Origin of the sequence: Alicyclobacillus acidocaldarius subsp. acidocaldarius DSM 446 (assembly GCF_000024285.1) — a bacterium.
Taxonomy (GTDB): Bacteria; Bacillota; Bacilli; order Alicyclobacillales; family Alicyclobacillaceae; genus Alicyclobacillus; species Alicyclobacillus acidocaldarius.
Genome location: NC_013205.1, coordinates 876,096 through 902,914, shown reverse-complemented (window position 1 = coordinate 902,914; position 26,819 = coordinate 876,096). Strand labels below are relative to the sequence as shown.

Annotated in this window: 29 protein-coding genes; 8 read left to right on the top strand and 21 right to left on the bottom strand. The window is 64.7% G+C overall.

The genetic code is table 11. The annotated features are described in order from the left end of the window. Positions 1 to 153 precede the first annotated feature (153 nt). Positions 154 to 1,176, top strand: coding sequence for a zinc-dependent alcohol dehydrogenase family protein (locus AACI_RS04160; RefSeq protein WP_012810228.1), 1,023 nt, complete (start codon positions 154 to 156; stop codon positions 1,174 to 1,176). Between the two features lie 70 nt (positions 1,177 to 1,246). On the opposite strand, the gene AACI_RS04155 is transcribed toward AACI_RS04160, so the two are convergent. The 7 genes from AACI_RS04155 to hisC form a co-directional block, all read right to left on the bottom strand. Then, positions 1,247 to 2,515 (bottom strand): MFS transporter, encoded by a 1,269-nt coding sequence (locus AACI_RS04155; RefSeq protein ID WP_012810227.1) that lies wholly within the window; start codon positions 2,513 to 2,515, stop codon positions 1,247 to 1,249. Positions 2,516 to 2,524: 9 nt separating this feature from the next. Then, positions 2,525 to 3,448 carry an EamA family transporter RarD gene (rarD, locus tag AACI_RS04150; protein ID WP_012810226.1) on the bottom strand — a complete coding sequence of 308 codons (924 nt, stop codon included), beginning with the start codon at positions 3,446 to 3,448 and terminating at the stop codon, positions 2,525 to 2,527. Between the two features lie 146 nt (positions 3,449 to 3,594). Further along, complete coding sequence (locus AACI_RS04145) at positions 3,595 to 4,362, bottom strand: enoyl-CoA hydratase-related protein (protein ID WP_012810225.1); 768 nt, start codon at positions 4,360 to 4,362, stop codon at positions 3,595 to 3,597. Positions 4,363 to 4,374: 12 nt separating this feature from the next. After that, positions 4,375 to 5,691 carry a dihydrolipoamide acetyltransferase family protein gene (locus tag AACI_RS04140; protein WP_012810224.1) on the bottom strand — a complete coding sequence of 439 codons (1,317 nt, stop codon included), beginning with the start codon at positions 5,689 to 5,691 and terminating at the stop codon, positions 4,375 to 4,377. A gap of 14 nt (positions 5,692 to 5,705) precedes the next feature. After that, positions 5,706 to 6,689: an alpha-ketoacid dehydrogenase subunit beta gene (locus tag AACI_RS04135; protein ID WP_012810223.1), complete on the bottom strand. Its 984-nt coding sequence runs from the start codon at positions 6,687 to 6,689 to the stop codon at positions 5,706 to 5,708. Further along, on the bottom strand, positions 6,686 to 7,798 hold the full coding sequence (gene pdhA, locus AACI_RS04130; RefSeq protein WP_012810222.1) for a pyruvate dehydrogenase (acetyl-transferring) E1 component subunit alpha: 1,113 nt from the start codon (positions 7,796 to 7,798) through the stop codon (positions 6,686 to 6,688). The genes AACI_RS04135 and pdhA overlap by 4 nt, the downstream gene beginning before the upstream one ends. Positions 7,799 to 7,810: 12 nt before the next feature. Next, positions 7,811 to 8,962: a histidinol-phosphate transaminase gene (hisC, locus tag AACI_RS04125; RefSeq protein WP_012810221.1), complete on the bottom strand. Its 1,152-nt coding sequence runs from the start codon at positions 8,960 to 8,962 to the stop codon at positions 7,811 to 7,813. 114 nt (positions 8,963 to 9,076) lie between these two features. Here hisC and AACI_RS04120 point away from each other — a divergent pair, with 114 nt between their 5' ends. Both AACI_RS04120 and AACI_RS04115 read left to right on the top strand, forming a co-directional pair. Next, positions 9,077 to 9,730, top strand: coding sequence for an FMN-binding negative transcriptional regulator (locus AACI_RS04120; protein WP_012810220.1), 654 nt, complete (start codon positions 9,077 to 9,079; stop codon positions 9,728 to 9,730). A 1-nt stretch (position 9,731) separates the two neighbouring features. Beyond that, a complete protein-coding gene (locus AACI_RS04115; RefSeq protein WP_012810219.1) occupies positions 9,732 to 10,208 on the top strand; it encodes a PaaI family thioesterase in 477 nt (158 codons plus the stop codon). Positions 10,209 to 10,220: 12 nt separating this feature from the next. Here AACI_RS04115 and AACI_RS04110 read toward each other — a convergent pair whose 3' ends face one another. Further along, the gene (locus AACI_RS04110) at positions 10,221 to 11,117 is read right to left on the bottom strand and encodes a LysR family transcriptional regulator (protein WP_012810218.1); all 897 of its coding nucleotides are present in this window, start codon (positions 11,115 to 11,117) and stop codon (positions 10,221 to 10,223) included. 123 nt (positions 11,118 to 11,240) lie between these two features. On the opposite strand from AACI_RS04110, the gene AACI_RS04105 reads away from it, so the two are divergent. Genes AACI_RS04105 through AACI_RS04095 form a run of 3 tightly spaced genes read left to right on the top strand, consistent with a single transcriptional unit; the run spans position 11,241 to position 12,622 of the window. After that, positions 11,241 to 11,687: a CidA/LrgA family protein gene (locus AACI_RS04105; RefSeq protein ID WP_012810217.1), complete on the top strand. Its 447-nt coding sequence runs from the start codon at positions 11,241 to 11,243 to the stop codon at positions 11,685 to 11,687. Continuing rightward, complete coding sequence (locus tag AACI_RS04100) at positions 11,687 to 12,358, top strand: LrgB family protein (protein WP_041707915.1); 672 nt, start codon at positions 11,687 to 11,689, stop codon at positions 12,356 to 12,358. The genes AACI_RS04105 and AACI_RS04100 overlap by 1 nt, the downstream gene beginning before the upstream one ends. Before the next feature lie 51 nt (positions 12,359 to 12,409). Beyond that, entirely contained in the window at positions 12,410 to 12,622 is a 213-nt protein-coding gene (locus tag AACI_RS04095; RefSeq protein ID WP_012810215.1) for a YjzC family protein, read from the top strand. Between the two features lie 41 nt (positions 12,623 to 12,663). On the opposite strand, the gene rmuC is transcribed toward AACI_RS04095, so the two are convergent. The 12 genes from rmuC to AACI_RS04035 form a co-directional block, all read right to left on the bottom strand. Then, entirely contained in the window at positions 12,664 to 13,965 is a 1,302-nt protein-coding gene (gene rmuC, locus AACI_RS04090; RefSeq protein WP_012810214.1) for a DNA recombination protein RmuC, read from the bottom strand. A gap of 160 nt (positions 13,966 to 14,125) precedes the next feature. Then, entirely contained in the window at positions 14,126 to 15,322 is a 1,197-nt protein-coding gene (locus tag AACI_RS04085) for a thiolase family protein (RefSeq protein ID WP_012810213.1), read from the bottom strand. Positions 15,323 to 15,364: 42 nt separating this feature from the next. Continuing rightward, positions 15,365 to 16,138 carry an enoyl-CoA hydratase-related protein gene (locus AACI_RS04080; RefSeq protein WP_012810212.1) on the bottom strand — a complete coding sequence of 258 codons (774 nt, stop codon included), beginning with the start codon at positions 16,136 to 16,138 and terminating at the stop codon, positions 15,365 to 15,367. A gap of 105 nt (positions 16,139 to 16,243) precedes the next feature. After that, positions 16,244 to 17,686 (bottom strand): NAD-dependent succinate-semialdehyde dehydrogenase, encoded by a 1,443-nt coding sequence (locus AACI_RS04075; protein ID WP_012810211.1) that lies wholly within the window; start codon positions 17,684 to 17,686, stop codon positions 16,244 to 16,246. A 35-nt stretch (positions 17,687 to 17,721) separates the two neighbouring features. Next, positions 17,722 to 18,114: a thioesterase family protein gene (locus AACI_RS04070; RefSeq protein WP_012810210.1), complete on the bottom strand. Its 393-nt coding sequence runs from the start codon at positions 18,112 to 18,114 to the stop codon at positions 17,722 to 17,724. 23 nt (positions 18,115 to 18,137) lie between these two features. Continuing rightward, complete coding sequence (locus AACI_RS04065; RefSeq protein ID WP_012810209.1) at positions 18,138 to 18,446, bottom strand: EthD family reductase; 309 nt, start codon at positions 18,444 to 18,446, stop codon at positions 18,138 to 18,140. A gap of 56 nt (positions 18,447 to 18,502) precedes the next feature. Then, a complete protein-coding gene (locus tag AACI_RS04060) occupies positions 18,503 to 19,825 on the bottom strand; it encodes a phenylacetate--CoA ligase family protein (protein WP_041707909.1) in 1,323 nt (440 codons plus the stop codon). A 98-nt stretch (positions 19,826 to 19,923) separates the two neighbouring features. Beyond that, the gene (gene paaD, locus AACI_RS04055; protein WP_012810207.1) at positions 19,924 to 20,388 is read right to left on the bottom strand and encodes a 1,2-phenylacetyl-CoA epoxidase subunit PaaD; all 465 of its coding nucleotides are present in this window, start codon (positions 20,386 to 20,388) and stop codon (positions 19,924 to 19,926) included. 12 nt (positions 20,389 to 20,400) lie between these two features. Next, on the bottom strand, positions 20,401 to 21,189 hold the full coding sequence (gene paaC, locus AACI_RS04050) for a 1,2-phenylacetyl-CoA epoxidase subunit PaaC (RefSeq protein ID WP_012810206.1): 789 nt from the start codon (positions 21,187 to 21,189) through the stop codon (positions 20,401 to 20,403). 5 nt (positions 21,190 to 21,194) lie between these two features. Then, on the bottom strand, positions 21,195 to 21,572 hold the full coding sequence (locus AACI_RS04045; protein WP_012810205.1) for a phenylacetic acid degradation protein: 378 nt from the start codon (positions 21,570 to 21,572) through the stop codon (positions 21,195 to 21,197). A gap of 12 nt (positions 21,573 to 21,584) precedes the next feature. Beyond that, positions 21,585 to 22,520 carry a 1,2-phenylacetyl-CoA epoxidase subunit PaaA gene (gene paaA / locus AACI_RS04040; RefSeq protein WP_012810204.1) on the bottom strand — a complete coding sequence of 312 codons (936 nt, stop codon included), beginning with the start codon at positions 22,518 to 22,520 and terminating at the stop codon, positions 21,585 to 21,587. Positions 22,521 to 22,564: 44 nt separating this feature from the next. Continuing rightward, positions 22,565 to 23,173, bottom strand: coding sequence for a TetR/AcrR family transcriptional regulator (locus AACI_RS04035; protein WP_012810203.1), 609 nt, complete (start codon positions 23,171 to 23,173; stop codon positions 22,565 to 22,567). 286 nt (positions 23,174 to 23,459) lie between these two features. On the opposite strand from AACI_RS04035, the gene AACI_RS04030 reads away from it, so the two are divergent. Then, the gene (locus tag AACI_RS04030) at positions 23,460 to 23,810 is read left to right on the top strand and encodes a hypothetical protein (RefSeq protein WP_012810202.1); all 351 of its coding nucleotides are present in this window, start codon (positions 23,460 to 23,462) and stop codon (positions 23,808 to 23,810) included. Positions 23,811 to 23,880: 70 nt separating this feature from the next. Here the strand turns inward: AACI_RS04030 and AACI_RS04025 are convergent, their stop codons facing one another. Beyond that, positions 23,881 to 25,911 carry an ATP-dependent Clp protease ATP-binding subunit gene (locus AACI_RS04025; RefSeq protein WP_012810201.1) on the bottom strand — a complete coding sequence of 677 codons (2,031 nt, stop codon included), beginning with the start codon at positions 25,909 to 25,911 and terminating at the stop codon, positions 23,881 to 23,883. A gap of 235 nt (positions 25,912 to 26,146) precedes the next feature. Here AACI_RS04025 and AACI_RS04020 point away from each other — a divergent pair, with 235 nt between their 5' ends. Next, positions 26,147 to 26,737 carry a hypothetical protein gene (locus AACI_RS04020; RefSeq protein ID WP_012810200.1) on the top strand — a complete coding sequence of 197 codons (591 nt, stop codon included), beginning with the start codon at positions 26,147 to 26,149 and terminating at the stop codon, positions 26,735 to 26,737. Positions 26,738 to 26,819: the final 82 nt, after the last annotated feature.

Genomic DNA, 26,819 nt, shown 5'->3' with positions numbered 1-26,819 from the left:
ACGCTCTCAGAGTCCTGGTTGATCAATCTACACGAAATATTGCCTCCTGTGTAGAAATCCTCACGAATCCTCGCAACGAGTCACATTCGGTTCGGCATTGGGACAATCGCTGTGAAAGAATAGACGTGAACCTTTGCGAAGGAGGTCTTGCGCATGAAAGGTACCGTGATCCACGCTCCGTGGGACGTCCGCTACGAAGATCGAGAAGACCCGCGGATTGAGGAACCCACCGACGCCATCATTCGTACCGTCGCCACCTGCGTGTGTGGTTCCGATCTCTGGACGTACCGCGGCCTGAACCCCATTGAGAAACCCATCCCCATGGGACATGAATACGTCGGCATCGTAGAAGAGGTCGGCCCGGACGTCCGCCACGTGAAGCCGGGACAATTTGTGATTGGAGCGTTTTTCGCGACCGACGGCACGTGCCCCATCTGCCAAGCGGGATACCCGTCCTCGTGCGTCAATCGGCGCAGCATCCCCGGCGCGCAGGCGCCTTACGTGCGCATCCCTTGGGCAGACGGCACCCTCGTGCCCACCCCGGGCATGCCGGATCGCGCCCTCATTCCAAGCCTCCTCACGCTCTCGGACGTGATGGGCACAGGCTGGTTTGCCGCGGACGCTGCGGAGGTGCGGCCGGGCAAGACCGCGGTGATTGTGGGCGACGGCGCTGTGGGACTCTGCGCCGTGATCGCGGCCAAGCAGATGGGCGCCTCGCGGATCATCGTGATGAGCCGGCACGAGAAGAGACAGGCCCTGGCGAAGGAATTTGGCGCCACGGACATTGTCGAGGAGCGCGGCGAAGAAGGGGTCAAGCGCATCCTGGACATGACGGACGGCCTCGGCGCGGAGTCGGTGCTCGAGTGCGTCGGCACAAACGAATCCATGATGCAGGCCATCCAGTGCACGCGCCCGGGCGGGCACATGAGCTTCGTCGGCGTGCCGCACGGCGTGTCCTTGGACGGACGGCTGCTGTTTTACAAACAGATTCACCTGCATGGAGGTCCGGCGCCGGTCCGCCGATACTTGCCGGATCTCATCCAGTTGGTCTGGGAGGGGAAGATTCAGCCCGGGAAAGTGTTCGATCTCGAACTGCCGCTTGAACAGGTGGCGGAAGGCTATCGAGCGATGCACGAGCGCCGCGCCATCAAGGCCCTGTTGTGGCCAGACGCGTGAGGAGGACATGCCAAGGAACATCGCCCTCCGTCTCGGAGGCGAGTCGACGACTCGCCTCCCGCCCATTCCGCTAGTCTGAAGCCCCCACACCCTCTTCCGCCTGCGCCCTTCGCAACTCAGGGACGAACCAGCCGACGCAAAGGATGGCGGCGAGCGTGGAAAGTCCGCCGACGGCGATGGACGCTCCGGGCGGGAGCAGGCTCCCCACGAGCCCTGCGCGGAGATTGCCGAGCTGCGGACCGCCCGTCCCCACCAGGTAATCCACGCTGGAAATGCGTCCGCGCAGGCCGTCCGGCGTCCCTTGCTGGATGAGCGTCGAGCGCATCACCACGAGGATGGAGTCTGCCGCGCCCATCAGCCCGAGAAGGGCCACGCAGAGCCAGACGAAGGGGGCGAGCCCGAGACCCCCTGCGGCTATGGCCCAGGCAGCACAGGCGACCAGAATCGCTTTGCCTTCGGACCGAATGTGGCGCACAGGGCCCGACAGGGCAAGGATGACCAAGCCGCCGATGCCGGTGGCGCCCATCATCAGGCCGAGCGTCTCCGGCCGGCCACCAAAGCGCTCGCTCACGAGCGCCGGCAGGAGCGCGGTGGGCACGCCAAGCACGGTGACGCTGAGGTCAGCTAACATGGCGCCGAGAAGGGCGCGCGATCGCCCCAAGAAGCGCAGTCCCTCCATCACGCCGTCCAACATGCTCCGCTGCTTGGCATTGGCCTCTGGCAACATGGGTGGCAAACGATAGATGGCATAGAGTGCCGCGAGAAAGGTCGCCGCGTCGCAGGCGTAACACCACCCGAGCCCGGCGAAACTGGCGATCACGCCCGCAAGCGATGGCCCAGCGACCTCCCCGAAGCGAATGGCCAAGGTGTTCAGCGTCTGCCCCGCTCTGACCTGCTCCTTGGGCAGAAGGCGCGGCACAAACGTCCGGCGCGCTGGGGCGTTGATGGCTCCGAGCACCGACTGCGCGCACAACAGCGCGTAGATGAGCCAGAGCGCGGACCACGCGATGAGCGCCTGCACAGCGAGGAGCGCCGACACGAGCATCTGCCCGCTTGTGGCGAGAAGGGCGAGCTTGCGGCGATCGACGCGATCGCCCACGCTTCCGCCGAGGAGCACGAACAGCGCACCCGGCAGCACGCTGGCGAGGCCGGTCAGCCCGACATCGAGGGTGCTGTGCGTGGCTCGATACACCTGCAGCATGACCGCGAAGGGCGTCATGGTGCCCCCGAGCGTCGAGATCCCGCTGCCAATCCAGAGCCGCAAAAACGCGGGAGACGTGCGAAGCGGCGTGATGTCCAACATCGCCGAGCGGAACACGGCTTGAAGCGTCATGGGCATGGATTCATGTCACCCTTTCGCGGCCTCGCTCACCGCTTGGCGATCCGCCGGACGATGGCGATGTCGCCGCTCGTTTCGCACCAGCGAGATGGTGTAGAGCGCAAGCGCCATCCAGATGCACGCAAATCCTATCGCGTCGGCCCGCGTGAAGGCTTCGTGATCGACCGCGAGGCCAATGACGAGTTGCAGGGTTGGGGAGATGTACTGCACCATGCCGAGGGTCGCGAGGCTCAATCGCTTGGCGGCCATGGCGAACAGAAGCAGCGGCACGGCCGTGAAAAGGCCGCTGAGGACAAGCAACGCCATCTGCCAGCTTGTGAGCTGAGTGACGGTCACGCGATGTGTGGCGAACGTCGCGGCAAGATACGCGGCTGCGAGTGGCAGGGCCAGCGTCGTTTCCCACGTGAGGCTTTGCACGGCGTCTGCGTCCACGCGCTTTTTCACCACGCCGTACAGGCCGAACGATCCGGCGAGCGCGAGCGCCAACCAGGGCACCTGTCCGTAGGCCGCCATCATGATACCCACACCCGCCATCGCGACGACGAGCGCCCCCCACTGCCACCCGTCGAGCCGCTCGCGAAAGAGCAGCAAGCCCAAGAGCACGTTCACAATGGGGTTGATGTAATAACCGAGGCTCGACTCCACCACATGCCCGGTGTTCACCGCGACGATGAACGTCAGCCAGTTCACCGTGATCATGAGTGAGCCGAGCGCCATGAGCCGCGCCCGGCGTCCGTCGCGCATCACGCCCGCCACGCTTTGCGCGCGGCGCGCGATGGCCACCCAAATCCAGATGGTCAACGCCGAAAACACCATGCGATACGACAGGAGCTCATAAGGAGACATCCGCTCGAACACGTTCCAATACGCAGGGAGGAGCCCCCAGCCCGCATACGCCAAAAACGCGTACCACAGCCCTTTGCGATCCGTCACCGCCGCGCCACTCCGTTTCTCTCTCGTTCAACGCCCTTCATCATAGCGCAGGATGGCGGCGCGCGCACCCCCTTTTGCGCGCAGGCGTGCCTGCGGGCGAGTTTGCGTATGACCTCGACCGGCCGTGCGCCGAACCTTCCGCTTCGTTAACGGCCTCGAAACGATGGCTTCCGCCGTTCCATGAACGCGCGCATCCCTTCGCGCGCATCTTCCGTCGCAAAGAGCAGATAAAAGAGATTTCGCTCCGCCTCAAGGCCGTCCGCGAGCGTCGTGTCCATCGCCTGATACACCGCTTCCTTGATGCAGCGAAGCGCCACGGGTGGCATCTCGGCCAAGCGCTTGCCAAGTTCCACCGCCGCAGCCACGCACGTGTCATCCGGGACGACGCGGTTCACGAGCCCGAGCGCCATGGCCTCCTGTGCGGTGATGGGCTCGCCGAGCCACAAAAGCTCAAGAGCCCGGGCCTTGCCGAGCCTACGCGCCAGCCACTGCGTGCCGCCCGCGCCCGGCATGAGCCCCAGCTTCACCTCGGGCTGACCGAACTTCGCGCTCTCGCCCGCGATGACGAGATCGCACGCCATGGCGAGTTCGCAACCGCCGCCCAGCGCAAAGCCTCTCACGGCCGCGATGACGGGCTTGTGAACGCCGAGAATCCGATCCCAGGCGCGGAACTGATCGCGGAGCTTCATGTCGACCGCCGTCGCATCCGCCATCTCCGCGATATCCGCGCCGGCCGCAAACGCCTTTTCACCACCTGTGACCACGACGGCGCGCACCTGCGGCTCGGCGTCCGCTGCCTCCAATGCCGCCACCAGTTCGTCGACGAGCGCAAGATTGAGCGCGTTCAGCCGCTCGTCGCGCGCGATGCGGATGACGCGGACCGGGCCGTCATCGTGGATGGAAAGGTACGCCACGCGAGCACCTCCCTACCGAAGTTCCGCCCACAGCCGATCCGGCTCCTCCAACAGTTCGCGCACGCGGTTGGTGAAGCGGATGGCCATGCCGCCGTCGATGATGCGGTGATCGAACGAGAGGGACACGTGGGCAATGTTGCGGATGACAATCTCGTTGTTGCGCACCACGGGGCGCGGCTCCATCTTGTGAATCCCGAGAATCGCCGACTCGGGATAGTTGATGATGGGCGTCGCGTACAGCCCGCCGAGCGCGCCGGCGTTCGAGATGGTGAACGTGCTGCCCGTCACCTCGTCGAGCGACAGGCGGTTCTCCCGCGCCCGCCGGGCGAGATCGGACACCTCGCGCGCGATTTCGAAGACCGACTTCTCATCCGCGTGCTTCACCACGGGCACGATGAGCCCCTGCTCCGTGTCGACCGCGATGCCGATGTGATAATAGCGCCTGAGAAGCACATTCTCCTGCGCCTCGTCCACCGACGCGTTGACGTACGGGAACTCCTTGAGCGCGATGGCCACCGCCTTGACGAAGAACGCGAGCGACGTGAGTTTCACGCCGCGCGCCTCGGCGTACGGACGCAGCCGCTCGCGGAGCGCCTCGATGCCATCCATCTCCACCTCGTCGATGTGCGTCGCGTGCGGGATGATGCGCTTGGCCTGCACCATGTGTTCCGCGATCCGCCGCCTGAGCCCACGCAGCGGCACCTGTTCCACGGGCTCGCCAGACGCCGCGGGCGTTGCGACTCGCAATGCGGCTGTCGGCTGAGCTTCCGCCGCATGCTCGGCGTGTGCCCGGGCCGGTTCCACCGCAGGCTCGCGCCCGCCCTCCGCAAAGCGGCGCACGTCCTCCTCTGTTACCCGGCCGACCGGGCCCGTCCCGTCGATCTCGTCGATGTCCACCCCGAGCTTCCGAGCCAAGGCGCGCACGTGCGGCGTGGCAAGCGCCCGCCGCCTGCCCCCTCTATGCGCGGCTCCGCTCGCCTGGGGTGCGGCAGCCTCGCGCCCAGGCTGCGCTTCACTGTGTGCCTGCGCCGCGGGCTTCTCCTGCAGGGATGCCTGCGCGCCGGGCGCACCAGACGCCGCAGCCGCCGCTTTGGCTCCAGCCTCTCGGATGACCGCGAGCACCGTGCCCACGGGCACCACCTGCCCCTCGCGCGCCATAATGCGCTCGATCACGCCCGCCACTGGAGACGGCAGCTCCGCCGTCACCTTGTCCGTCTGCACCTCCACGAGCGGCGCATCCTGCTCCACCTGGTCGCCTTCCTTTACCAACCAGCGCAGAATCTCGCCCTCGTGAATGCCCTCGCCGATGTCTGCCAGTTTAAACTCCATATCCGTCTCCCGCCTCAGAACGTGATGGTCTCTTCAATCCCCGCGCGAATGCGCGCTTCGGTCGGCATGTACTCGTCCTCCAGTGCGAAGAACGGCACCGGCACATCGAACCCAGCAATCCGCTTGATGGGCGCTCGAAGGTAGAGAAGCGCCTCCTCGTTGATCAGCGACACAATCTCGGCCCCAAGCCCCGCCGTCTTGTGCGCCTCGTGCACCACCACCGCGCGCCCGGTCTTCTGCACCGATTCCACGATGGCGTCGCGATCGAGCGGATACAGCGTGCGGAGGTCGATCACGTCGCACGTCCAGCCCCGCTCGCGCTCGATGGCCTCCGCCACCTTGAGCGCCGTGTGCAGCATCGAGCCCCACGCGAACACCGACACGTCCTCGCCTTCGCGCACCCGCTTGGCCTTGCCGATGGGCACCCGGTACAGCCCTTCGGGCACCTCTTCGCGGAACGCCCGGTACAGCTTGGTGGGCTCCAAGAACACCACCGGATCGGGATCTTCAATGGCCGAGATGAGCAGCCCTTTGGCGTCGTACGGACCGCTCGGGACGACCACCTTCAGCCCCGGGGTGTGCGCGAAGAAACTCTCCACGCTCTCGGCGTGGAGTTCCGGACCGTGAATGCCCGCGCCGTACGGCGTTCGGATGGTCATCGGCACTGGAAACTGCCCCTGCGACCGGTAGCGCATGCGAGCTACGTGCGAGAACAGCTGATCCAGCGCAGGGAAGATGAACGCCAAAAACTGAATCTCCGGCACCGGGATGAGGCCGTTGACCGCCATCCCGATGGAGGTGCCGATGATCGCCGACTCCGCGAGCGGCGTGTCGATCACGCGCTCCTCGCCGTACTTCTCGAGAAGGCCATCGGTCGCGCGAAACACTCCGCCGTTTTTCCCGATGTCCTCGCCGAGGAGCACGACGCGCGGATCGTCCGCGAGCTTGAGATCGAGCGCTTCGTTGATGGCTTGGACCAGGTTCAACATCCTGCTCATACGGATACCCCCTCGCGGGTCCTGCGGTACTCCTCGCGCTCGGCGGCGAGGTGCCAGGGCTCTTCCGCGTAAACGTGATCGAACATCATCTCCATGTCGGGCGGCGCGATGGAGAGCGCCTCCTCCACAGCCGCCTCCACCCGCGCCTTCACCTCATCCTGGAGCTTCGCCTCGTCGGATTCCGACCAAAGCTTTTGCGACTCGAGGTACAGGCGCAGGCGCACAATCGGATCCCGTTTCTGCCACGCTTCCACGACCGCCTTCTGATCGCGGTAGCGCGTCGGATCGTCCGCTGTGGTGTGGGCGCCCATGCGGAAGGTCACCGCCTCGATGAGCGTCGGCCCGAGGCCGTGGAGCGCGCGCGACCTGGCCTCCTTCACGGCGCGGTACACCGCGAACGCGTCGTTGCCGTCCACGCGCACGCCCACGATGTCGTACGCAATCGCCCGCTGCGCGATGGTGCGAGATGCGGACTGGCGAGAGAACGGCACGCTGATGGCGTACCCGTTATTTTGGCAGAAGAAAAGGACCGGCAGGTGGAAGACGCCTGCGAAATTCAGCGCCTCGTGAAAGTCGCCTTCGCTCGTCGCGCCGTCGCCGAAGTACGCGATACTGACCGCGCTCTCCTTGCGATACCGGCTGGCCCAGGCGGCACCAACGGCGTGCAACACGTGCGTCGCAATCGGCACGCTGGGTGGGAGGATATGCCTGCCCTCCGGGCTCCGGATGCCCTCCACGCGCCCCGACCAGTAGAGAAGCACGTTCGCGGGCGACTGCCCGAGCACCATCGTGGCGGCGTGATCGCGATACGACGGGAACACGAAGTCCTCCGGCGCGAGCGCCATGGCGCTCGCCACCTGCGCGGCCTCCTGGCCCTCGAACGGCGCGTAAGTGCCAATCCGCCCCTGCCGCTGAAGCGCGATGGCCTTCCGGTCAAACGCGCGGGCGAACACCATGTGGCGGTACATCGCCACCATGACCTCCGGCGGGATGTCGTCCACCGCACCCGCCAGCGTGCCGTCCTCCTTCAGGAGGTGAATCTCCTCGTACAGCCCTTCCGCCTTGGCGATTTCCATGAGCCGCTCTGCCCGATCGTGTTCGGCCAACATGCCAAGACCTCCTTATTCGATTGAATGTGTCAAAGCGCGAAGAAATGCGTCGTTCTCCTCAGGCGTTCCCAGCGAGACCCGCACCGTCCCCGGGGCGCCGAGCCCTTCCCCAGCTCGGACGATCACGCCCTGGCGCAGCAGGCGCTCGGCGACCGCCGCGCCCGATCCGGGTACTTCAAACAGAAGAAAGTTGGTCTGCGACGGATACACGCGAAGGCCCATATCGGAAAGCGCCCGCGCGACGCGATCCCGCTCTTTGGCGTTTTGCTCGCGGCACATCGCGACGAAGTCCGGATCGTCGAGGGACGCGAGCGCGGCCACCTGCGCCAACCGGCTCGTGTTGAAAGGCCCTCTTACCTTGTGTAGTACGGAGGCCACGTCCGGGTGCAGCGCGGCGTAACCGATGCGGAGCCCCGCGAGTCCATAGATTTTGCTGAACGTGCGCAGGACGACGAGATTCGGATGCGCGTCGAGCAGCGGAAGCGTCTGCAAGTAGTCATCCGAGGTCACGTACTCGTAATACGCCTCGTCCACGACCACCATCACGCCGTCGGGCACCTGCTCAATGAAGTGACGCAAGGCGTCTTTGCCGACCGTCGTGCCCGTCGGATTGTTGGGGTTGCACACAAACACGAGCTTGGTCCTCGCCGTGATGGCGCCGAGCATGGCGTCGAGATCGTGCACCCCGTCTCGACACGGCACCTTGACTGCCACGCCGCCCTCAATGACGACGTTTTGTTCGTAGCGCGTGAACGTGGGATCGGCCATGACCACCTCGTCGCCTGCCTCAAGAAACGCGCGCGTCAACAGGCCGATGATCTCGTCAGAGCCGTTGCCAAACAGCAACTGATCCTCGCGCACGCCGAGCTTCGCGGAAAGCTTTTGCGCGAGCGCGGGCGAAGATGACTCGGGATACAGCGCCGCTCGAGCCATTTCCTCCGCCACGGCCGCCATGGCTTTCGGCGAACATCCGTAAGCGTTTTCATTGGAAGCCAATTTGATTACGCTTGACAGGCCGAGTTTGCGCTGAACCTCCTCGATCGGCTTGCCGGGTACGTAGCGGCCGACGTGTGCAAGCGAGCCGCGCGCCGAAATGGACCCCGTCCCCACCGACGACACCTCCGGTTTGACCAAAGCAAGCGCTTGCTTGACTATCGTAAGCATACCAGACTCCGCGAGAATGTCAAGAGAGGTCGCAGGCGGATCTTCCATTCCGTGTTATCCTGGAGATCGACAGGACTTTGAGGCTCGGTCGGCCTGTCCGCGGGGAGGTGGCTCATGTATATCCCGAGATCCTTTGAACTCAAGGATGCGCAGCTTATCGAAACCGTTCTGCGCGAGCACAGCTTTGCGGTACTCGTGACCTCGGTCGGCGAAGACATCATGGCGACCCACGTCCCTCTCGTCTACGATCCGGCCGAGGCGGCGCTCTTCGGACACCTGGCGCGGGCCAATCCCCAGGCCAAGCATCTTCACGAGGCACAGTGCCTGGCCGTCTTTCAGGGACCGCACGCCTACGTCTCACCCGCCTGGTACGGACTTGCTGATCAAGTGCCGACGTGGAACTACATCGCCGTCCACGTGTACGGCCGCGCGCGCGTGATCGAAGATGAGGAAGCCGTCGCGGATCTTTTGCAGCGCCTTCTCCTCACGTACGATCCGCAGTCCCCGCTGCCCGCCGACCGCGATCGCCCGTACTATCGAAACCTGATGCGCGGCATCGTCGCCTTTCGCATCGACATCGCGCGCATCAAGGCGGCGGCGAAACTCAGCCAGAACAAGCCGCTCGAGGTTCGAGCGCGCGTCGTGGAAGCGCTTGAGTCGCAGGACGACGCCAATTCGCGCGCTGTCGCCGCTTGGATGCGGCGCCTGAAGCTTACCCACCTCGGCGACGACGACGGGAACGAATCCAAACCGAAGGGAGCCTCCTGACATGTGCGTATCGCCTTACGTTCAGGACCATTATGCAGACGACTTCGCCTGGTGCTACGGGTGCGGGCGGCTCAACGAGCATGGACATCACTTTCGCACGCGCTGGGACGGCGACGTCACGGTGACCGAAGCACAACCGGAGCCCATGTACACAGCCGTGCCGGGCTTTGTGTACGGTGGCTACCTCGCCTGCCTTGTCGACTGTCACAGCACCGGCTCCGGGGCACTGGCGCTTCTCCGCGCCCGAGGAGGCAAACTCGGAGACGGCACACCTGTGCCGCGCTGCGTGACGGCATCCCTGCACGTGGAGTACCGCAAACCCACGCCCATGGGGGCAAGCCTGCGCGCAATGGGCCGCGTGGTCGAGGTGTCGGACCGAAAGGCTGTGATCGAGACCCAGGTCTTCGCCGGCGACACGGTGTGCGTCGAGGCACGCGCGGTGGTGGTGAGCGTCCCCGACGCCATGCGCCCGCAGTGAGGCTGGCATGGCCTACGACAGCCCCGGGCGAACCGACTCGGCCATAGCCAAAAACGCGGCCACCAACGGAGACGTGTCCCGGCGGCGCCACGCCACGCCGAGCTCGACCGTGGGTGACTGGCCATCGATGTGCAGATAGCGGACATCCCGCCGATGCACGCGCTCCGTGGCGCTCGGGACGATGCTGACGCCGAGCCCCGCCGCCACGAGCCCCACGGCCGTCTGTACTTCCGTCACCTCGAGCCGCACCCGCGGTTCAAACCCCAGTGCGCGCGCGAGCGTGATGAAACCGTCGTAAAGCCCCGGCCAAATGGCGCGCGACACCAGCACAAACGGCTCCTCCGCGAGTTCCACCAAGAAGAGCGACGATCGCGTCGCCAGCGGGTGTTCGCTCGGCACCACGGCGACGCAGTCGTCCCGCTCGACGAGCCGGACGTGAAGATCGGGATGCTGCGCGGGCAGTCGAAGCACCCCCACGTCCAACTCGCCCGCCGTCAGCGCCTCCATCTGCGCCGGCGTGGACATCTCCCTGAGCACGAGTTCGACGTCGGGATGCCGTTCCTGGTAGGCGCGTATGACCTCGGGTAGCCAACCGTACGTCGCAGATCCCACGAACGCCACGGACAGCCTTCCCACCCGGCCCGCGGCCGCGTCTCGGGCCGCTTTCACCGCCGTCTGCACGTGGGCCAGCACCTTCCGCGCTTCTTCGAGCAGCACGCGGCCCGCGTGCGTCAGTTGCACGCGCCGGTTCGTCCTGTCGAACAGGGTCACGCCAATTTCGTCCTCAAGCTTTTGAATCTGCTGACTGAGCGGGGGCTGGGTCAGACCCAGGCGCTTGGCCGCCCTTCCGAAGTGGAGTTCCTCGGCCACTGCCACGAAGTATTCGAGCTGGCGCAGTTCCGTATCCATCCGCCCCTTCGAACTTTTGATTCACTATACATATCATCCACGATGAAATTATATATTAGACGTCTCATTCTGCGTGGCGTATCCTGAAATCAGCACAGAAATGCGCCGTTTGGGGGGATCCACGTGCGGTCGTTCGTGCGATCGTTCCTTCATCCATCTCGCCTGAGAGATGTCGGGATCGCGCTCCTGCAAATCGCGGGCCTCTACGCCGTCACGGCGCTTTGCAACGCCGCGGCGCGTTGGCTGCACCTGCCTGTCCCGGGCAGCATCCTGGGCGTGGCCCTGGTGTTTGTGCTGCTTCAATCCGGCATCGTGAAACTGCGCTGGGTGGAACGAGGCGCGGACCTTCTGATTCGAGAGCTCCTGCTGTTTTTCATTCCATCGTCGGTCGGCGTCATGGCCTACGCGCCTCTGATGAGGCAGGACGGCTGGAAGGTCGTCGCCGTCGTGGCCGTCGGCACCGCACTGGTGATGACAGTCACCGGAGGCGTGGCGGAAGCGGTGTGGCGCGCCCGCAACCGGACGTCCCATGTTGAACAGAACCCGTCGCGGGAGGCGAACGCGTCGTGATGTGGCTGGGCCTCGTATCCACGCTGATTGCTTACGCCGCTTGCAAAGCGCTGTATCGCCGCTTCCACGTGGTCTTCCTCAATCCCATGATCACGTCGCTCGTGGCGCTCGTCCTGTTCCTGTACTTCGCGCACGTTTCCTACGCGGCGTACGACGCCTCCGCCCGCTGGCTGACCGCGCTCCTCGGCCCGGCGACGGTGGCCTTCGCGGTGCCCTTGCACCGCCACTTTCCCGTCCTCAAAGCGCACTGGCCAGAGTTTTTGGTCAGTCTCACCTTCGGATCCGCCACCGGGATCACGGGCTCGGTCCTGTTGGCCAGGATGTTGCGCCTCAACCACGCCGTGGTGACGAGCATTGCGCCGAGATCGGTCACGACGCCCATCGCCATGGACATTTCGCAGGCCATCGGCGGCATCCCGACCTTGACGGCCGTCTTCGTCATTTTGACCGGCATCACCGGCGTCGTCGTGGGACCTTGGCTCATGCGGCTATTGCGCCTCAAATCCCCCGTGGCCCGCGGCGCGCTGTTCGGCATGGGCTCGCACGGCATTGGCACCGCCCGCGCGTTCGAATACGGCACCATGGAAGGCACGTGCTCGAGCCTCGCGATGATTGTCGCGGCGTTCATCACGCTCGGCCTGGCGCCTGCGCTCGTGAGCGCGCTTGGATGACCAGGCCAGGCAACAAGCCCCGGTCATGAAGCCACGCATTCCGGACATGCTATGCCTGAGGTGATGGCCGTGGGCGAGCGATCCGAATTCACGCCGGGGTACAAAGCGCCGAACAACGGCGTCTACATCGAGGTGGGGGCGCATCCCGACAGCGAGGATCTCCACCACCCGAAGCGCGTGTACCTTCACAAGGGCGAGCGGTTTCCCGAGACCACGAACGACGACCGCAAATGGCGCCGCATCAAGACGAGCCACAAACACTGAAAAAAAGCAGCGCGGGCACGCGGCCCGTGCTGCCTTCTGTTTTACGCTTCTTCTTCCCAGGACGCGTCGGGGAGCTCCGGCTGCGCCTCCACCGCCACGAGCTTGCGCTCGATTTGGCGCGATCGCGTCGCGGCGCGATCAATGGCGTTGGACGCCTCCTCCAGCTTTTTGCGCGTTCGCGCGAGCAGCTCGCCGAACTTGCCGAACTCCGTCCGAATTGCGCCGAGCAGTTGCCAGACCTCGCTTGAGCGCTTCTGAATCGCAAGCGTGCGAAAACCCATCTGCAGGCTGTTCAGGAGCGCCGTGAGCGTGGTCGGCCCGGTGACAATCACGCGGTACTCGCGCGACAGCGACTCCCACAAACCACTGCGGCGCAGGACCTCGGCGAACAGCCCTTCCATCGGAAGGAAGAGGAGCGCGAACTCCGTGGTGTGAGGCGGTGCGATGTACTTTTGGCGGATGGATTTTGCCTCGTCGCGGATGCGCGCCTCAAGCGCCTTCGCCGCTTCCAGGAATCCAGCCTGGTCGCCCGCATCCTGCGCCTCCACAAGCCGCTGATAGTCTTCAAGCGGAAACTTGGCGTCGATGGGCAGCCAGACGGGATCGTCCCCCTCCCGTCCGGGCAGACGAATGGCAAAGTCGACGCGCTCGTCCGATCCCGGCTTGACCGCGACGTTTCGCGCGTACTGCTCGGGGCTCAAGAGCTGTTCGAGGAGCGCGTCCAATTGAACCTCCCCGAGGATGCCGCGCGTCTTCACGTTGGAAAGGACGCGCTTCAGATCGCCGACGCCGGCGGCGAGTGACTGCATCTCGCCGAGACCTTGGTGAACCTGCTCGAGGCGCTGACTCACGAGCTGGAACGACTCACCCAGGCGGCGCTCGAGCGTCTGATGAAGCTTTTCGTCGACCGTCAGGCGCATGCGCTCGAGTTCCTTGCGGTTTTCTTCCTGAAGGTACTGAAGCCTTCGCTCCACCGCCTCGCGCGTCGCCTCGAGTTGACGGGCCGTGAGCTGCGCCCACTCGCTGAAACGCTGGCTGAACGACTCAAGCTGCGCCCAATCCTTCTCGTTCCACTCGCCAAGTGCGTGCAGCAGGTTCTGGTGTTGCAGCGAGATCGTCTGCGCGAGACTGCGCGAGGCTTCCGCCTGCGCGCTCATCAGCGCCTGGCTCTGGGACTGAATCGCCTGGGACATCTCCATACGCAGGTCTCGCAGCGCCCGTTCGTGGGCCTCGAGCTGAGCGAACAACCGCTGTTGATTGCGCTGCGTCAACTCCACTCGCCAAATCGTCCATGCCGCAAACCCCAACAACACGAGAAGCAGAACGATGTCGATTGTGTGCAAACCACGACCTCCTACGCGCATGCCACAAACGGCCTACCGGCGCGCGGAAGACCTATCCCGCCGGCCGGAGGCCGTCCTCGCTGTCTCCATTGTACCTCGTTCGACACCACGGCGCGACGCCATTCGAGCGCCGAGAAACCGCGCGCCTCGCGGTCCTACCTCACGCGTCCACCCGCTCGAGGAGCGTCGCCACGCCCTGCCCCACGCCAACGCAAAGCGTGGCAATTCCGTAGCGCGCCCCCGTGCGCACAAGCTGCTTCGCGAGCGTCCCAGCGAGGCGCGCCCCCGAGCAGCCGAGTGGATGCCCCAGCGCGATGGCGCCGCCATTCGGATTCACCTTGGCCGGATCGAATCCCAGCTCGCGGATGCACGCCACCGACTGCGCCGCAAACGCCTCGTTCAACTCCACCCAGTCGATCTCGTCCACCTGCACGCCCGTCCTGGCGAGGAGCTTCTGCACGGCATACACGGGGCCAATCCCCATCACGCGCGGGCTGACGCCCGCCGTCGCGCTCGCCACCCAGCGCGCGAGCGGCTTTAGGCCGAGTTCCCGCCCCTTTTCCTCCGACACGAGCACGAGTGCCGCCGCGCCGTCGTTGATGCCCGACGAGTTGCCCGCCGTCACCGTGCCTCCCTCGCGAAAGGCGGGCTTGAGCTTCGCGAGCGCCTCCATGGTGGTGTCAGGCCGCGGATGCTCGTCGCGATCGACCACCGTCTCCTGCTTCTTCTCCTTCACGACGACGGGCACAATCTCCTCCGCGAAGATCCCCTCCGCCTGCGCTCTCGCGGCCTTCTGCTGGCTCGCGAACGCAAAGGCGTCCTGGTCCTCGCGCGAAATGCCAAACTGCTCCGCCACGTTCTCGGCCGTCTCGCCCATGCTCTCGAGCGGATACGGAAAGCGCGGATTCGGCATGCGCCAGCCGAGCGTCGTGTCCCACATGATCTGGTTGCCGCGCACGTACTCCATCTCCGGCTTCGGGAACACGAGTGGCGCGCGCGTCATACTCTCGACGCCGCCCGCGATGGCGATGTCGATCTCGCCGAGCGCAATCGCCTTCGCCGCCTGATTCACGGCCTCCAGTCCCGAGGCGCACAGGCGATTGACCGTGACGCCGGGGACGTGCTCGGGAAAGCCCGCGAGGAGCACCGCCATGCGCGCCACGTTCCGGTTGTCCTCGCCCGCCTGATTGGCGCAGCCCATGTACACTTCCTCCACCTGGCCCGGTTCGATCCCGGCCCGATCGCAGACGTGCTTCAACACGTGCGCGGCGAGATCGTCCGGGCGGACGCGCTTCAGTGCCCCGCCCTGTCTGCCGATGGGCGTCCGCACGTACTCGACGATCCACACATTTCGCATGTGAAATCCCCTTTCATCAAAGAAATACAGCGAAGTCAGAGCCTATCGGCCCTGAAAACGCGGCGACCGCTTTTCGAGAAACGCCCGCACGCCCTCCTGGTGATCCGCCGTCTGGCCGGCCTCTTTCTGCAGCACAGCCTCAAGCTCGAGCGACTGCGCGAGCGTCTGCTCCATGCCCTCGTAGTGCGCGCGCTTGATGAGCCCGATGGCGCGGGTCGGCATGGCGGCCAGCCGTTCGGCGAGCGCCATGGCCTCGGCCATCAGCCTGTCGGCGGGCACGACGCGGTTGACGAGGCCCATCTCGTAGGCGCGCGAGGCGTCGACGCGATCGCCCAACATGGCCAGTTCCATGGCGCGGCCGAGCCCGACGATGCGCGGCAAGAACCAGGTTCCTCCGGAGTCCGGAATGAGACCAATATTCACAAAAGCCTGAATGAAGGTGGCCGATTCGGAGGCAATGCGAAGATCGCAGGCGAGCGCAAGGCTGACGCCGGCGCCGGCCGCAACGCCGTTGATGGCGCAGACGATGGGCTTTTCGAGGTGCGTCATGGTCAGAATGAGCGGATTGTACGTCTCTCGGATGACCTTGGCGTAGTCGGCGTCGCCGCCGCCGAGATCCAGGTCCTGACCCGCGCAGAAGCCGCGGCCCGCACCCGTCAGAAGGACGCAGCGAACGCCTTCGTCCTCTCCTGCGGCCTGGAACGCCTCCCGCAGGGCGAACAGCGTGTCCCGCGTCAAGGCATTCACCTTGTCCGGCCGGTTGAGGGTGACGACCATCACAGCCCCCTGGTGTTCCACGCGAACGCTTTCATGCATGCGCCGATGCTCCCTTCTCTCTTCCGTTTCATCATAGCGCAAAACCCGCCGGAGCGGCTAGAAGCTGCGCGAGACACCCGCGCAGCTTCTCTCACCCATTGCGCATCACCAGGCGAGCGAGATGTGCTTGATTTCGAGGAACTCGTCCATGGCGTGATGGCCGCCCTCGCGCCCGAGCCCGCTCTCCTTGAAGCCGCCGAACGGAGCCTGCGTCTGCACTGGCGCCCCGTCGTTGACGCCCACGATGCCGAATTCCAGCGCTTCGGCGACCCGGACGGCCCGGCCGAGATCGCGCGTGTACACGTACGCCGCGAGCCCATAGGGCGAATCGTTCGCGAGGCGGATGGCCTCGTCCTCGGTGTCGAAGACCGCCACGGGGAGCACGGGCCCGAACGTCTCCTCCTCCAGCACGCGCATGCCGCGCTCGACGCCGGTGAGAACGGTCGGCTCGACGAAGTAACCTTTGGCGTAGTCTCCCTCCGTCAGACGCTTCCCTCCGCAGACCACGGCTGCGCCCTTGGAGCGCGCGTCTTCGATGTGGTTGAGCACTTTCTCGAGGCCGCGCTCGTTGATGATGGGGCCGATTTCGACCTCCGGATTCCGGCCGTCGCCGACCTTCGCCTTTCGTACGCGCGCCACCAGCCGCTCGACGAACGGCTCGGCGACGGACCGCTCGACATACAGGCGGTTGGTGCAGATGCACATCTGACCGGTGTTGCGGAACTTGCTCTCGAACACGCCCTTCACGGCGAGATCGAGATCGGTGTCGGCAAACACGAGGGTCGGCGCGTGGCCGCCGAGCTCGAGGCTCACGCGCTTGACGTGCTCGGCCGCGCCCGCCATGAGCAGCTTGCCGACGCGCGTGCTGCCGGTGAAGGCGATCTTCGCCACCTTCGGGCTCTTGAGGAACGCTTCTCCCACCTTGTCGGGTTGCCCAATCACGAGGTTCGCCACACCGGGTGGGAAGCCCGCCTCGTGGATCAGCCCAAACAGCCGGATGGCGGAGAGCGGCGTCGCCTCGGCCGGCTTCAGTACGACCGTGCATCCCGCGGCGAGCGCCGGCGCGATTTTGCGCGCCACCATGTTCACCGGGAAGTTCCACGGCGTGATGGCCGCCACGACGCCCACGGGCTGACGATGCACGAGGATCCGCTTGTTGGGAAAACTCGACGGAATGGTCTCCCCGTAGACGCGCTTTGCCTCTTCCGCGTACCACAGGAAGTAGTCGGCCGACCCGACCACCTCTCCCTTCGCCTCGCGGATGGGCTTGCCCATCTCGGCCGACACGAGCTCCGCAAGCTCATTCCGATGCTGATACACGAGCTCGTACAGGCGATACAGGTAGCGGGATCGCTCTCTCGCCAAAAGTTTGCTCCATTCCGGGAACGCCGCGTGCGCCGCGTCGATGGCGCGGAGCGCGTCGCGATGATCCCCGAATGCCGCGCGTCCCACCACCTCGCCGGTCGCAGGATTTCTCACCTCCAGCGATTCCCCCGAAATCGAATCCACCCATTCCCCACCGATGTACATCTTCTGGATGTCGGTCATGTCGATCTCCCTTCTCTGCTAACGGCCCCGCGCGATCACGTCATGGCCCGAATGCGCGCCTCGATCTTCGCCTTCGGCAGGATGTACTGCACGACCTCGCCCTCGCCGATCCGGGCCTTATCGTGTTCCGCCCAGACGCGGCAGTCCACTCTCGGACCTTCCACCCGCGTCACCTCGGCGTAAAACGAGACGCGCTTGCCGACGGGCGCGGGCGCCAGATGCCGAACCGAAACGCTGTGGCCGATGCCTTCCTCGCCGTCTTCGAGGTAATCGAGGATGGTTCGCCGAGCCACCCATTCCATGTACGAGATCATGGTCGCCGTCGACAGCACGGGATGTACGCGCTTTCCAAGGAACGAAGGACACATGTCCTCGGTCACCGTGATCTCCCACGACTTCTGCTGACCTGGCGCCAGCCCTTCGCGCATCGCCTTCACCTCCGCCCCGAGCGTCACCCCTCGTCGACCTGGCCGACCATCATCGTGACGATGTCGCCCGCGAAGCTCATGACGTCCTTCGCCGCGGCCTTGTTCTCCGGCGATTTCATGGCCTGCTTGAACGTCTCCTCGTTCTCGAAGTACATCTCCGCCATGAGATAGTAAGGCGCCTCGCCACCCATCGCGTCGGACTTGATGCGCGTCACCTCGGCGCGCACGAGCCCTGGCACCTTTTGCACCAGCGGCAGATGCACCTCGCGATAATGCGCCTCGAACGCCTCCACGTCCGCGGGCTTTTTGTAGAGCGCAATCAGTTTGATCATACCTCAAATCTCCCTTTCTCGCATAGGAAATGGATGCCCCGGCGGTTCCGCACGCGTCACGCGTATACGTGACGGCGGTCGATCACCCGCACGGCCTTGCCCTCGCTGCGCGGCAAGCTGCCCGCCGGCACTGCGCGCACGTCCGTGCTGAGGCCAAGGACGTCCCGCAGCCTCGAGGCGACGCGAGCGCACAGGGCCTGCTCGACGCCGGAATCGGCCGGATCGCCCGCCTGTCGCGCCCACACCACATCCAGCTCGACGAACACGGTCAGCCGATCCAAACCGCCCTCGCGCTCCACCACAATCTGATAATGCGGCGCAAGTCCCTCCGTGGCGAACAGGACCGCCTCAATTTCCGAGGGAAACACGTTCACCCCGCGCACGATGATCATGTCGTCGATCCGCCCCTTGATGCGCGTCATGCGCACGTGCGTGCGGCCGCATCGACACGGTTCGGGAATGAGGGCCGCCACGTCGCCCGTGCGGTAGCGCACCACAGGCATGGCCTCCTTCGTAAGCGTAGTGAACACGAGCTCGCCGTACGTGCCGGGAGGCACGGGCTCGAGCGTCTCTGGATGGATGACCTCGACGAGAAAGTGATCCTCCGCGATGTGAAGCCCTTCCTGCGCGTCAATGCACTCGATCCCGACGCCAGGCCCTATCACCTCCGACAGCCCGTACACGTCCATCGCCTTCAGTCCGTACGCGTCCTCGAGTTTCTGCCGCATCTCCTCCGTCCAAGGCTCCGCCCCGAAGATCCCATACTGAATCCCAATGGCACGCGGATCCTTCCCCTCTGCCCGCATGTGTTCGGCGATGGTCAGGCAGTACGACGGCGTGCCCGCGATCCCGCGCGGCCGCAGATCCTCCATGAGCGTGGCCTGACGAGCCGTCTGGCCGCCCGAGACGGGCACCACGGTCATCCCCAGCCGCTCGGCGCCATAGTGGAAGCCGAGCCCGCCCGTGAACAGGCCGTATCCGTAGATGACGTGAAAGACGTCGCCAGACCTGCCGCCCGCCGTCACAATCGACCGAGCGACGATCTCGCTCCATCGGTCGAGATCGCCTTTGGTGTACGCGACAAGCGTCGGCTTGCCCTTTGTGCCGGACGAGCCGTGGATGCGCGCCACCTCGCGTTGGTCCACGGCCAGAAGGCCCAGCGGATAGTGATCGCGCAGGTCCTGCTTGCGCGTGAAGGGAAAGCGCGTGAGATCGGCGAGTGTGCGCAGATCGGACGGCTTGACGCCCGCCTCGCCGAAGCGATCGCGATACAACGGCACCCGCGCGTAGACCCGCTCCAACACGAGGCGCAGTCGCTCGAGCTGCAGCGCCTCGAGTTCTGTGCGGGGCATCGTCTCCAACTCGGGCTGATACATCATGGCCACCTGCATTCGCCTCCTGTCCCTGTCGGCACGCATGCGGCCGACACAATGCAAGCGCTTCCACCCCGGGCGAACGGCTGTCTGGTCTGCCGCGCTTACGGCTTCATCGCCTCAAACGGCTGGCGACAAGCTCGGCAGTAGTACACGGCGCGGCACGGCGTTGGGCCAAACAAGCTCTCAATGTCCGTGTCTCGCGCGCCGCAGTACGGACACGCGACAGGCGCGGCATCGCCCTTCGCCGGGACCGCCACGCCCATCTCGCGCAGCTTCTCGATCCCGTCAGGCGTGATGCGACTTGGCTCCCAGACCACGTCGAGCGCAAACGCCACCTCAGCCTCGAGTCCTTGCTCCGCCAGGGCCGCACGCACCTTGTCTGCAATCCAGCCCAGCGCCGGACAGCCGAGGAACGTGGGGATAAGTTCCACCCGCGCGCCGCGATCGTCCACCGCCACCGATTTCACCATGCCGAGATCGATCACGCTCACCACGGGCAACTCGGGATCCGGCACGCGGGCGAGCGCCTGCCAGACCGCCTCCTCGGACCTCGAGCGGATGGTCACGCGAATCCCTCCTCACCACACGGCCGCGCCGAGGCTGCGCACGCCGTTCATCGTCGCGAGGAGTTCCGCCGCGTCGTCGTGACGAGCCAGTGGACGCGCGCCTTCCCGCGGGTGAGCGGCCAGTGTGGCCTCGACGCAATCCACGGGCAGCCCCGCCCTCGAAAGCGTCGGGACGATGCGCGCCACGAACGCCCGGCGCAATTCCGCGAGGGGCCGCGACAGGATGCCGAGATCGACGAGCGCCTGCGGGTCCACCGCAAAGGCTGCGAGATCCGGCAGATCCGGGAGCAGCGCCTCAAACGCGGCTCGAAGCCTGGCCGCCGCCTCGCCGCCCGCGCGGCCGAGATCGACGACCCACTTCTCCATATGCAGGTGGTGGTAGTGTTCTTCTCGCAGCATGCGCCGGGCGCCCTGCGCCCACAGAGCGTCCCCCGCTTCCGCCAGCGCGGCGAGGCGAACGGCGTCCCACGCGTCATACAGGTAGTGGCGGAGCACCGTGTGCGCCCAGTCGCCGTTTGGCCGCGCACAGAGGGCTGCGTGCCTCCTCTCCAGCGCGGCGCGATCGAACGCGAGCGCGTCTGCCTGACCGCACCCAGACGCCTCGGCCAACTCGTACCAGAACGTGGCATGGCGCACCTCGTCTTGCGCAATGGACGCAAACGCCACGTCCTCTTCCACTTCCGGTGCAAGGCCCAGCCACTCGGAGTCTCGGTGGCCGAGGAACAGTTCCTCATCGCCGAGCTGTAGGGCAAGTTCCCCGAGGATCGTTTCGAGCGCTTGCATATCACCCTCTCTCGCCACCGGACTCACTCCTTTCGCACGTCCGCGATCACGTCGTCGATGTTCATCGCCTGCGCCTTGAAGCGCTTCCACCGTCGCGCGTTATCGGAGTAACCGGACACATCCCGATACTTCCGGTCAAATTCGCGCGCGAACCAGTCGGGATCGTCCGGGGTCGCGTGGACGTCGCCACGGCGCACGGCCCATACGCTGACGGCGTCCGCGCGCCGCAGGAAATTCTCTCGCGCGAGCTGGAGTGCCCATTCGGGCGACGGCGCGAGGAGGCTCCCGACGTGGACGTGCGGGTCGAGATCGGACGCCTGGACGAAGATTTCGTAGACGTCGTAGGACGTGTCCACAGCATGCTCGTGGATGCGATCGTTCTCCACCTGAATCATCGCCATGTCGTTCACTCCCTACACCGCGGCCGCCGTGCACGCCCTGACGAGCGCCTCGCGGACCCACGCCTGATCTTGGTGAGCCATGCGGCGCAGCGCGATGCGCTCCTGCGACTTCGGCCCCGTGTTGTCTCGAACCACGCGCGACCACCGCTCCCAATCGGGTTCCGTGTAGCGCCACAGCCCTGCCTCTTCGTCGAATCGAAGCGCCGAATCCGGGATCTCGAGGCCAACCGACCGGATCCTCGGCACGTACCGCGTGAGGAATTTCTGACGCAACTCTTCGTTCGTGCGCGATCGGATGCGATACTCCATCATGCGCCGAGCCGCATCGGTGACAATGGGCGGCCCGAAGAAGAAAAGGATGGCCTCCCACCAGCGGTTGAGCGCTTCCTGGAGCATTTCCCGCTGCCACGACTCGCCCTCCGCCAGCGACAGGATGATGGACTCTCCGTGCTGCATGTGGAAGCTCTCTTCCGCGCAGATGCGCTTCAAGACCCGCGCGTAGGGCGCGTACGAGCAGTCGAGCAGCGCCGTCTGCGTGATGATGGCCGCGCCATCCACCAGCCACCCGATGATGCCGGCGTCCGCCCACGTCGGCGCCTCCATGTGGAACACATTGTGAAACTTGACGCGGCCCGTGATCACGTCGTCCATGAGCTCGATCCGGTTCCGCCCGAGCGGCGCCGCCAGGTCTTCCGCCACCCGCAGCAGCAGCTGCCCATGGCCGATCTCGTCCTGAACCTTGGCCATGAGCGACATCTTGCGGCGCAACGTCGGCGCCTTGGGGACCCACTCCTTCTCGGGATATGCGCCCATGATCTCGCTCACGGCGTGCATGTGAATGAGCCGCAGCAACAGGAGCCGATAATCTTCAGGCATCCAGTCGTGCGCCTCGATCTTCTCTCCGCGCTGAATTCGCGCCATGAACTCTTCCATTCGAGCCTCGGGCATCTCGTTCGCCTCCCCTGTCAAGATCGCGGCTCGTTCCTCTCGCGTCACGCCTCGCCCAGCAATTCGCATGCGGCGGGCTGACCCGTTCCGATTCCATTGAACAAGAGCGTCCAGAAGTGTTCCGCGATATCTTCTGGCGTGAACTCGCCTCCCGGCCGATACCACTGATACACCCAGTTCGCAACCGAAAGCAGGCACAGTCGCACGAATTTCGGATCCGCTTTCCGCACGGCGCCTTGCGCCATGCCCTCCTCAATCCATTTGCGCCAGTGCGCTTCGTAGCGATCCCGCTTGGACTGAATCACCTTCCGCCGGTCATCGGAGAGCGCGCGCCACTCGTGAAAGAACACCTTTGCCGACTCCTGTTTGTCCGCGACAACGCGAATGTGTGCCCGGAGTCCCTCGCGCAAGCGATCCACGGGATGTTGCCACTTGGATTCGACAGCGCGAGCGGCAAGCAGAAACGCCTCCGCCCCTTCGTCGGCGATTTCGAATAGTAAGTCTTCTTTCGATTCAATATGCGCGTACAGGCTGCCCGAGAGTACTCCTGCCTCGACCGCGATTTCGCGGATGGTTGTGCCATGATATCCCTTTTCGCTGAACAGCCTCCTCGCCGCGGCGAGAATTTGGTCTTTCTGACTCGGCCTCGGCATCCTCGTCTCCCCTCCTGCAGAACCAGAAAGCAAGCGCTTGCTTGTTTAACGTCATTATACGACGCACCGAGTCGCTTCGCAAGCGACCGATGCGACCTCAGGTCTATTTTCGATCGAATCAGCGGACATGTAAAGGCTTTCTGAAGTGTTTGAAAAAAGTTCAACTTCGAAGAGCGTTTCCTCATCACCAAGTATTTCCCAACCCATCCGAGGGGATTCCCGGACATCGACCGCGACGACACAGAGTTCGATGGCATAAGGTGCGAGTAGATTGGGGGGTGAAACCATGTGCACAAAAACTGAATGCGAGCGCCTCGTCGGGCGCTGGGTCACGTTTCGCACCCCATACGGACAGCATCAGGGTCTGATCGAGCGGGTGACGTCGGACGGCCGCGTCATCGTGCTGTCGCCCCGTTCTCAGGCCGTGCCGTCCCTGATTCTCACAGATGGCGATGCGGCGGGCGTGGATCCTGTCCTCGCATACGGAGGATTCGGCCCAGGTCCCATGGGTGGACCAGGGTACGGCGCCCCTCCCTACGGTGCACCTGGCCCGGAATACGGGTATGGGGGCGCGTGGGTGCGGTGGGCCGTGCCGTTTCTCATCATCTACACCCTGTTCGGGCTTTTCTTCTGGTGATGAGAGACCAAAAGCGCGGGAACCCAAGACCTGGGTTCTCCGCGCTTTTTCGTTCATGCCAATTTTTCATTCATGCAGACGTTACGGACTCTGACGTTTGCACCACCAGTGCGTCTCCTTCGACATCCAAGCGCACCTCGCGCACCTCTTCGTCGATCAACCGGTCCGCGATTGGGTCTTCGACATACGTCTGGACGGTGCGGCGGAGCGGCCGCGCGCCGAAGGCCGGGTGATAGCCGCGCTTCGCCAGCCAGTGCACGGCCTCCTCGGTCCAGGAAAGCGTCACGCCCCGCTCGGCGAGAAGCTCGCGCACCTCCGCGAGCATCAGCTCGACAATGCGCTGCACCTCGGCCTGCCCCAGGGGGCGGAACCGGACAATGGCGTCAAACCGGTTCAGGAACTCCGGCTTGAAGTACGCAGAGAGATCGCCGAGATCGACATCGACGCGCTCTTCCTCGTCGGGCTTCGTGGTGAAGCCGACGTGGCTCTTCCGCTCCACCTCGCCTGCGTTCGACGTCATGATGATGAGCGTGTCCTTGAAGCTCACCGTACGACCTTGGCTGTCGGTCAGACGCCCGTCCTCCATGATCTGGAGGAAGATATGCTGCACGTCCGGGTGCGCCTTTTCGATCTCGTCTACCAGAATGAGGCTGTACGGGTGACGGCGAACCTGCTCCGTCAACTGGCCCGCCTGCTCGTATCCCACGTACCCAGGCGGCGCGCCGATGAGCTTCGACACCGAGTGCTTCTCCATGTACTCGCTCATGTCGAGCCGGATCATCGCGTCCTTCGATCCAAACAGGATTTCCGCAAGCCTCCGGGCCATCTCGGTCTTCCCCACGCCCGTCGGTCCGACGAACAGGAAGCTGCCGATGGGTCGGTCGCCCCTGCGCAGCCCCACGCGGCTGCGGCGAATGGCTCGAGCCACTTGGCGAACCGCCTCATCCTGGCCGATCACGACGGCGGCGAGATCGGCCTCCAGGTTCTTGAGCTTGGCCTGCTCATCGGCCTGCATCCGCGTCACCGGGATGCCCGTCTTCGCCTCGACAATGGCCGCAATCTGCTCCTCATCGACGACGGGCACGTCGGACGCGCCTGCCGCATGAGCCAGTTCCGCGCGAAGCTTCTCCTCTTCGGCCTTCAACGTGGCCGCGCGCTCGTAAGCCTCCTGGCGAATTGCCGCCTCTTTTTCCCTCGCGATGGCGGCGAGGCGCTCCTCGATGCTCGCGCGATCCCCTCCGTACTGCAAGTTGGCCTTCGATCCGGCCTCATCCATCAAGTCGATGGCCTTGTCGGGGAGGAAGCGGTCCCCAATGTAGCGGTGAGAGAGCGTCACGCACGCGCGAATCGCTCCATCCGTGTAGCGAACGCCGTGATATGCCTCGTACCGCGGCCGCAGCCCTTCGAGAATGCGCACGGCCTCCTCGACGGACGGCTCGTCCACCATCACGGGCTGGAACCTGCGCTCGAGCGCCGGATCCTTCTCAATTTGACGGTATTCGTCGAGCGTCGTGGCCCCAATCACCTGGATGTCTCCACGCGCCAACGCAGGCTTGAGAATGTTCCCGGCGTCGAGCCCTCCCTGCGAGGCGCCGGCCCCGACCAACAGATGGATCTCGTCGATGAACGCAATGACGTCCTGGCGAGACTCAAGTTCGGCGATAAGTTGCTTCATGCGGCTCTCGAATTGGCCCCGGATCCCGGTATCCGCCACCAGCGAAGCCACGTCGAGCGCGTAGATCGTCTTGCCCAAAAGCTTCTTCGGCACCCGCCCTTCTGCGATGCGCAGGGCGATGCCTTCGACGATAGCGGTCTTGCCCACGCCCGGCTCACCAATGAGGACGGGGTTGTTCTTGTTGCGCCGATTCAGGATTTCCAGCGTGCGCTCGATCTCGTCCTCGCGGCCGATCAGCGGATCGATCTTCCCCGCTTTCGCCAGCTCGGTGAGATTGCGGCCAAACTGCTCAAGCACACCGCCGTTCTTGCCACCACCGGGCAGCGTCTGCACGGGCTGCCCCATGGGTTGGCCGCTCATCTGACGAAACAAATCATCGAACGGGAAATTCCCGCCCAGGATGAACTCTGGATGAATGAATGGCATCGTCGCCCACCTCCAACGCTTGTGACATCGACACGCCGAAACGCGAAACCGCGCGAATCCGCCTTGATGACTTTGACTAACTTTGACCTTAAGAAGCCATACATACTGACTTTGTCTTTCCTTGACCAATTATAGCACGTCGGACGCCGATTGCAACACTTTTTTCGCATGTGCGGTGGTTTGAAGACCAAAAATCGCGCTATGATAAGGGTACCACTCAGGCGAGGTGAGCCGATTGTTGGTCATCCTTCTGCTCGTCGTGATCGTCATCCTGTTGGTGCTCCTGTTCGCGCGCCGCACGCAAGGCGGACCCGTGTACCGCCGCGGCCCGTTCCAGTCGTATCAGAGTACCCCGTACAATCAGGGCCCGTTCCAATCCAGTTACGGCCCGAATCACGGCCCGACGTACGACGTGACACCGCCCTATGGAGGATATCGGCCTGGGTTTGGCGGCGCCGGTTCGTTTCTCGGCGGCATGGCGGCAGGTGCGCTGTTGTCGTGGCTCTTCGAGCAAGGCCGGATCGACGCCATGCAGTACGACATGTTCCGCCAGATGGAAGATCAACAGATGATCGACGCGCTTCTGCAGCAGAACATCATTCAGCAGGACGAGATCGAACAGCTGCAGCAGCAGATGATGATGGACCACGGCGGCGTCTACGACCCAAACGGCAACCCGGTGGATCCGGGACAAATGCAGGACTGGGGTTCGGCAGAGCCCTGGGACAACCAGGTGGACTTTCGCGACGACGGTTTTCAGAACGGGCCGTTTGATGACAATGCGCCGTTTGACGATCCGAACCATAACGGCGGGGGCTGGGTCTAAACCCGGCCTCTTTTTGATGCCTACCGAGAGCTTTCCGCTCGCCCATTCATCAAAGAGAACGCCGACGTCGATGGCGAGATCG

Bases quoted from the DNA above. Each gene is read 5' to 3' on its own strand.
- AACI_RS04160 (WP_012810228.1), top strand. From the start codon at position 154: ATGAAAGGTACCGTGATCCACGCTCCGTGGGACGTCCGCTACGAAGAT.
- AACI_RS04155 (WP_012810227.1), bottom strand. From the start codon at position 2,515: ATGCCCATGACGCTTCAAGCCGTGTTCCGCTCGGCGATGTTGGACATC.
- AACI_RS04140 (WP_012810224.1), bottom strand. From the start codon at position 5,691: ATGGAGTTTAAACTGGCAGACATCGGCGAGGGCATTCACGAGGGCGAG.
- AACI_RS04135 (WP_012810223.1), bottom strand. From the start codon at position 6,689: ATGAGCAGGATGTTGAACCTGGTCCAAGCCATCAACGAAGCGCTCGAT.
- pdhA (WP_012810222.1), bottom strand. From the start codon at position 7,798: ATGTTGGCCGAACACGATCGGGCAGAGCGGCTCATGGAAATCGCCAAG.
- hisC (WP_012810221.1), bottom strand. From the start codon at position 8,962: ATGCTTACGATAGTCAAGCAAGCGCTTGCTTTGGTCAAACCGGAGGTG.
- AACI_RS04120 (WP_012810220.1), top strand. From the start codon at position 9,077: ATGTATATCCCGAGATCCTTTGAACTCAAGGATGCGCAGCTTATCGAA.
- AACI_RS04115 (WP_012810219.1), top strand. From the start codon at position 9,732: ATGTGCGTATCGCCTTACGTTCAGGACCATTATGCAGACGACTTCGCC.
- AACI_RS04110 (WP_012810218.1), bottom strand. From the start codon at position 11,117: ATGGATACGGAACTGCGCCAGCTCGAATACTTCGTGGCAGTGGCCGAG.
- AACI_RS04100 (WP_041707915.1), top strand. From the start codon at position 11,687: ATGTGGCTGGGCCTCGTATCCACGCTGATTGCTTACGCCGCTTGCAAA.
- AACI_RS04095 (WP_012810215.1), top strand. From the start codon at position 12,410: ATGCCTGAGGTGATGGCCGTGGGCGAGCGATCCGAATTCACGCCGGGG.
- AACI_RS04085 (WP_012810213.1), bottom strand. From the start codon at position 15,322: ATGCGAAATGTGTGGATCGTCGAGTACGTGCGGACGCCCATCGGCAGA.
- AACI_RS04080 (WP_012810212.1), bottom strand. From the start codon at position 16,138: ATGCATGAAAGCGTTCGCGTGGAACACCAGGGGGCTGTGATGGTCGTC.
- AACI_RS04075 (WP_012810211.1), bottom strand. From the start codon at position 17,686: ATGACCGACATCCAGAAGATGTACATCGGTGGGGAATGGGTGGATTCG.
- AACI_RS04070 (WP_012810210.1), bottom strand. From the start codon at position 18,114: ATGCGCGAAGGGCTGGCGCCAGGTCAGCAGAAGTCGTGGGAGATCACG.
- AACI_RS04065 (WP_012810209.1), bottom strand. From the start codon at position 18,446: ATGATCAAACTGATTGCGCTCTACAAAAAGCCCGCGGACGTGGAGGCG.
- AACI_RS04060 (WP_041707909.1), bottom strand. From the start codon at position 19,825: ATGATGTATCAGCCCGAGTTGGAGACGATGCCCCGCACAGAACTCGAG.
- AACI_RS04045 (WP_012810205.1), bottom strand. From the start codon at position 21,572: ATGGCGATGATTCAGGTGGAGAACGATCGCATCCACGAGCATGCTGTG.
- paaA (WP_012810204.1), bottom strand. From the start codon at position 22,520: ATGCCCGAGGCTCGAATGGAAGAGTTCATGGCGCGAATTCAGCGCGGA.
- AACI_RS04035 (WP_012810203.1), bottom strand. From the start codon at position 23,173: ATGCCGAGGCCGAGTCAGAAAGACCAAATTCTCGCCGCGGCGAGGAGG.
- AACI_RS04030 (WP_012810202.1), top strand. From the start codon at position 23,460: ATGTGCACAAAAACTGAATGCGAGCGCCTCGTCGGGCGCTGGGTCACG.
- AACI_RS04025 (WP_012810201.1), bottom strand. From the start codon at position 25,911: ATGCCATTCATTCATCCAGAGTTCATCCTGGGCGGGAATTTCCCGTTC.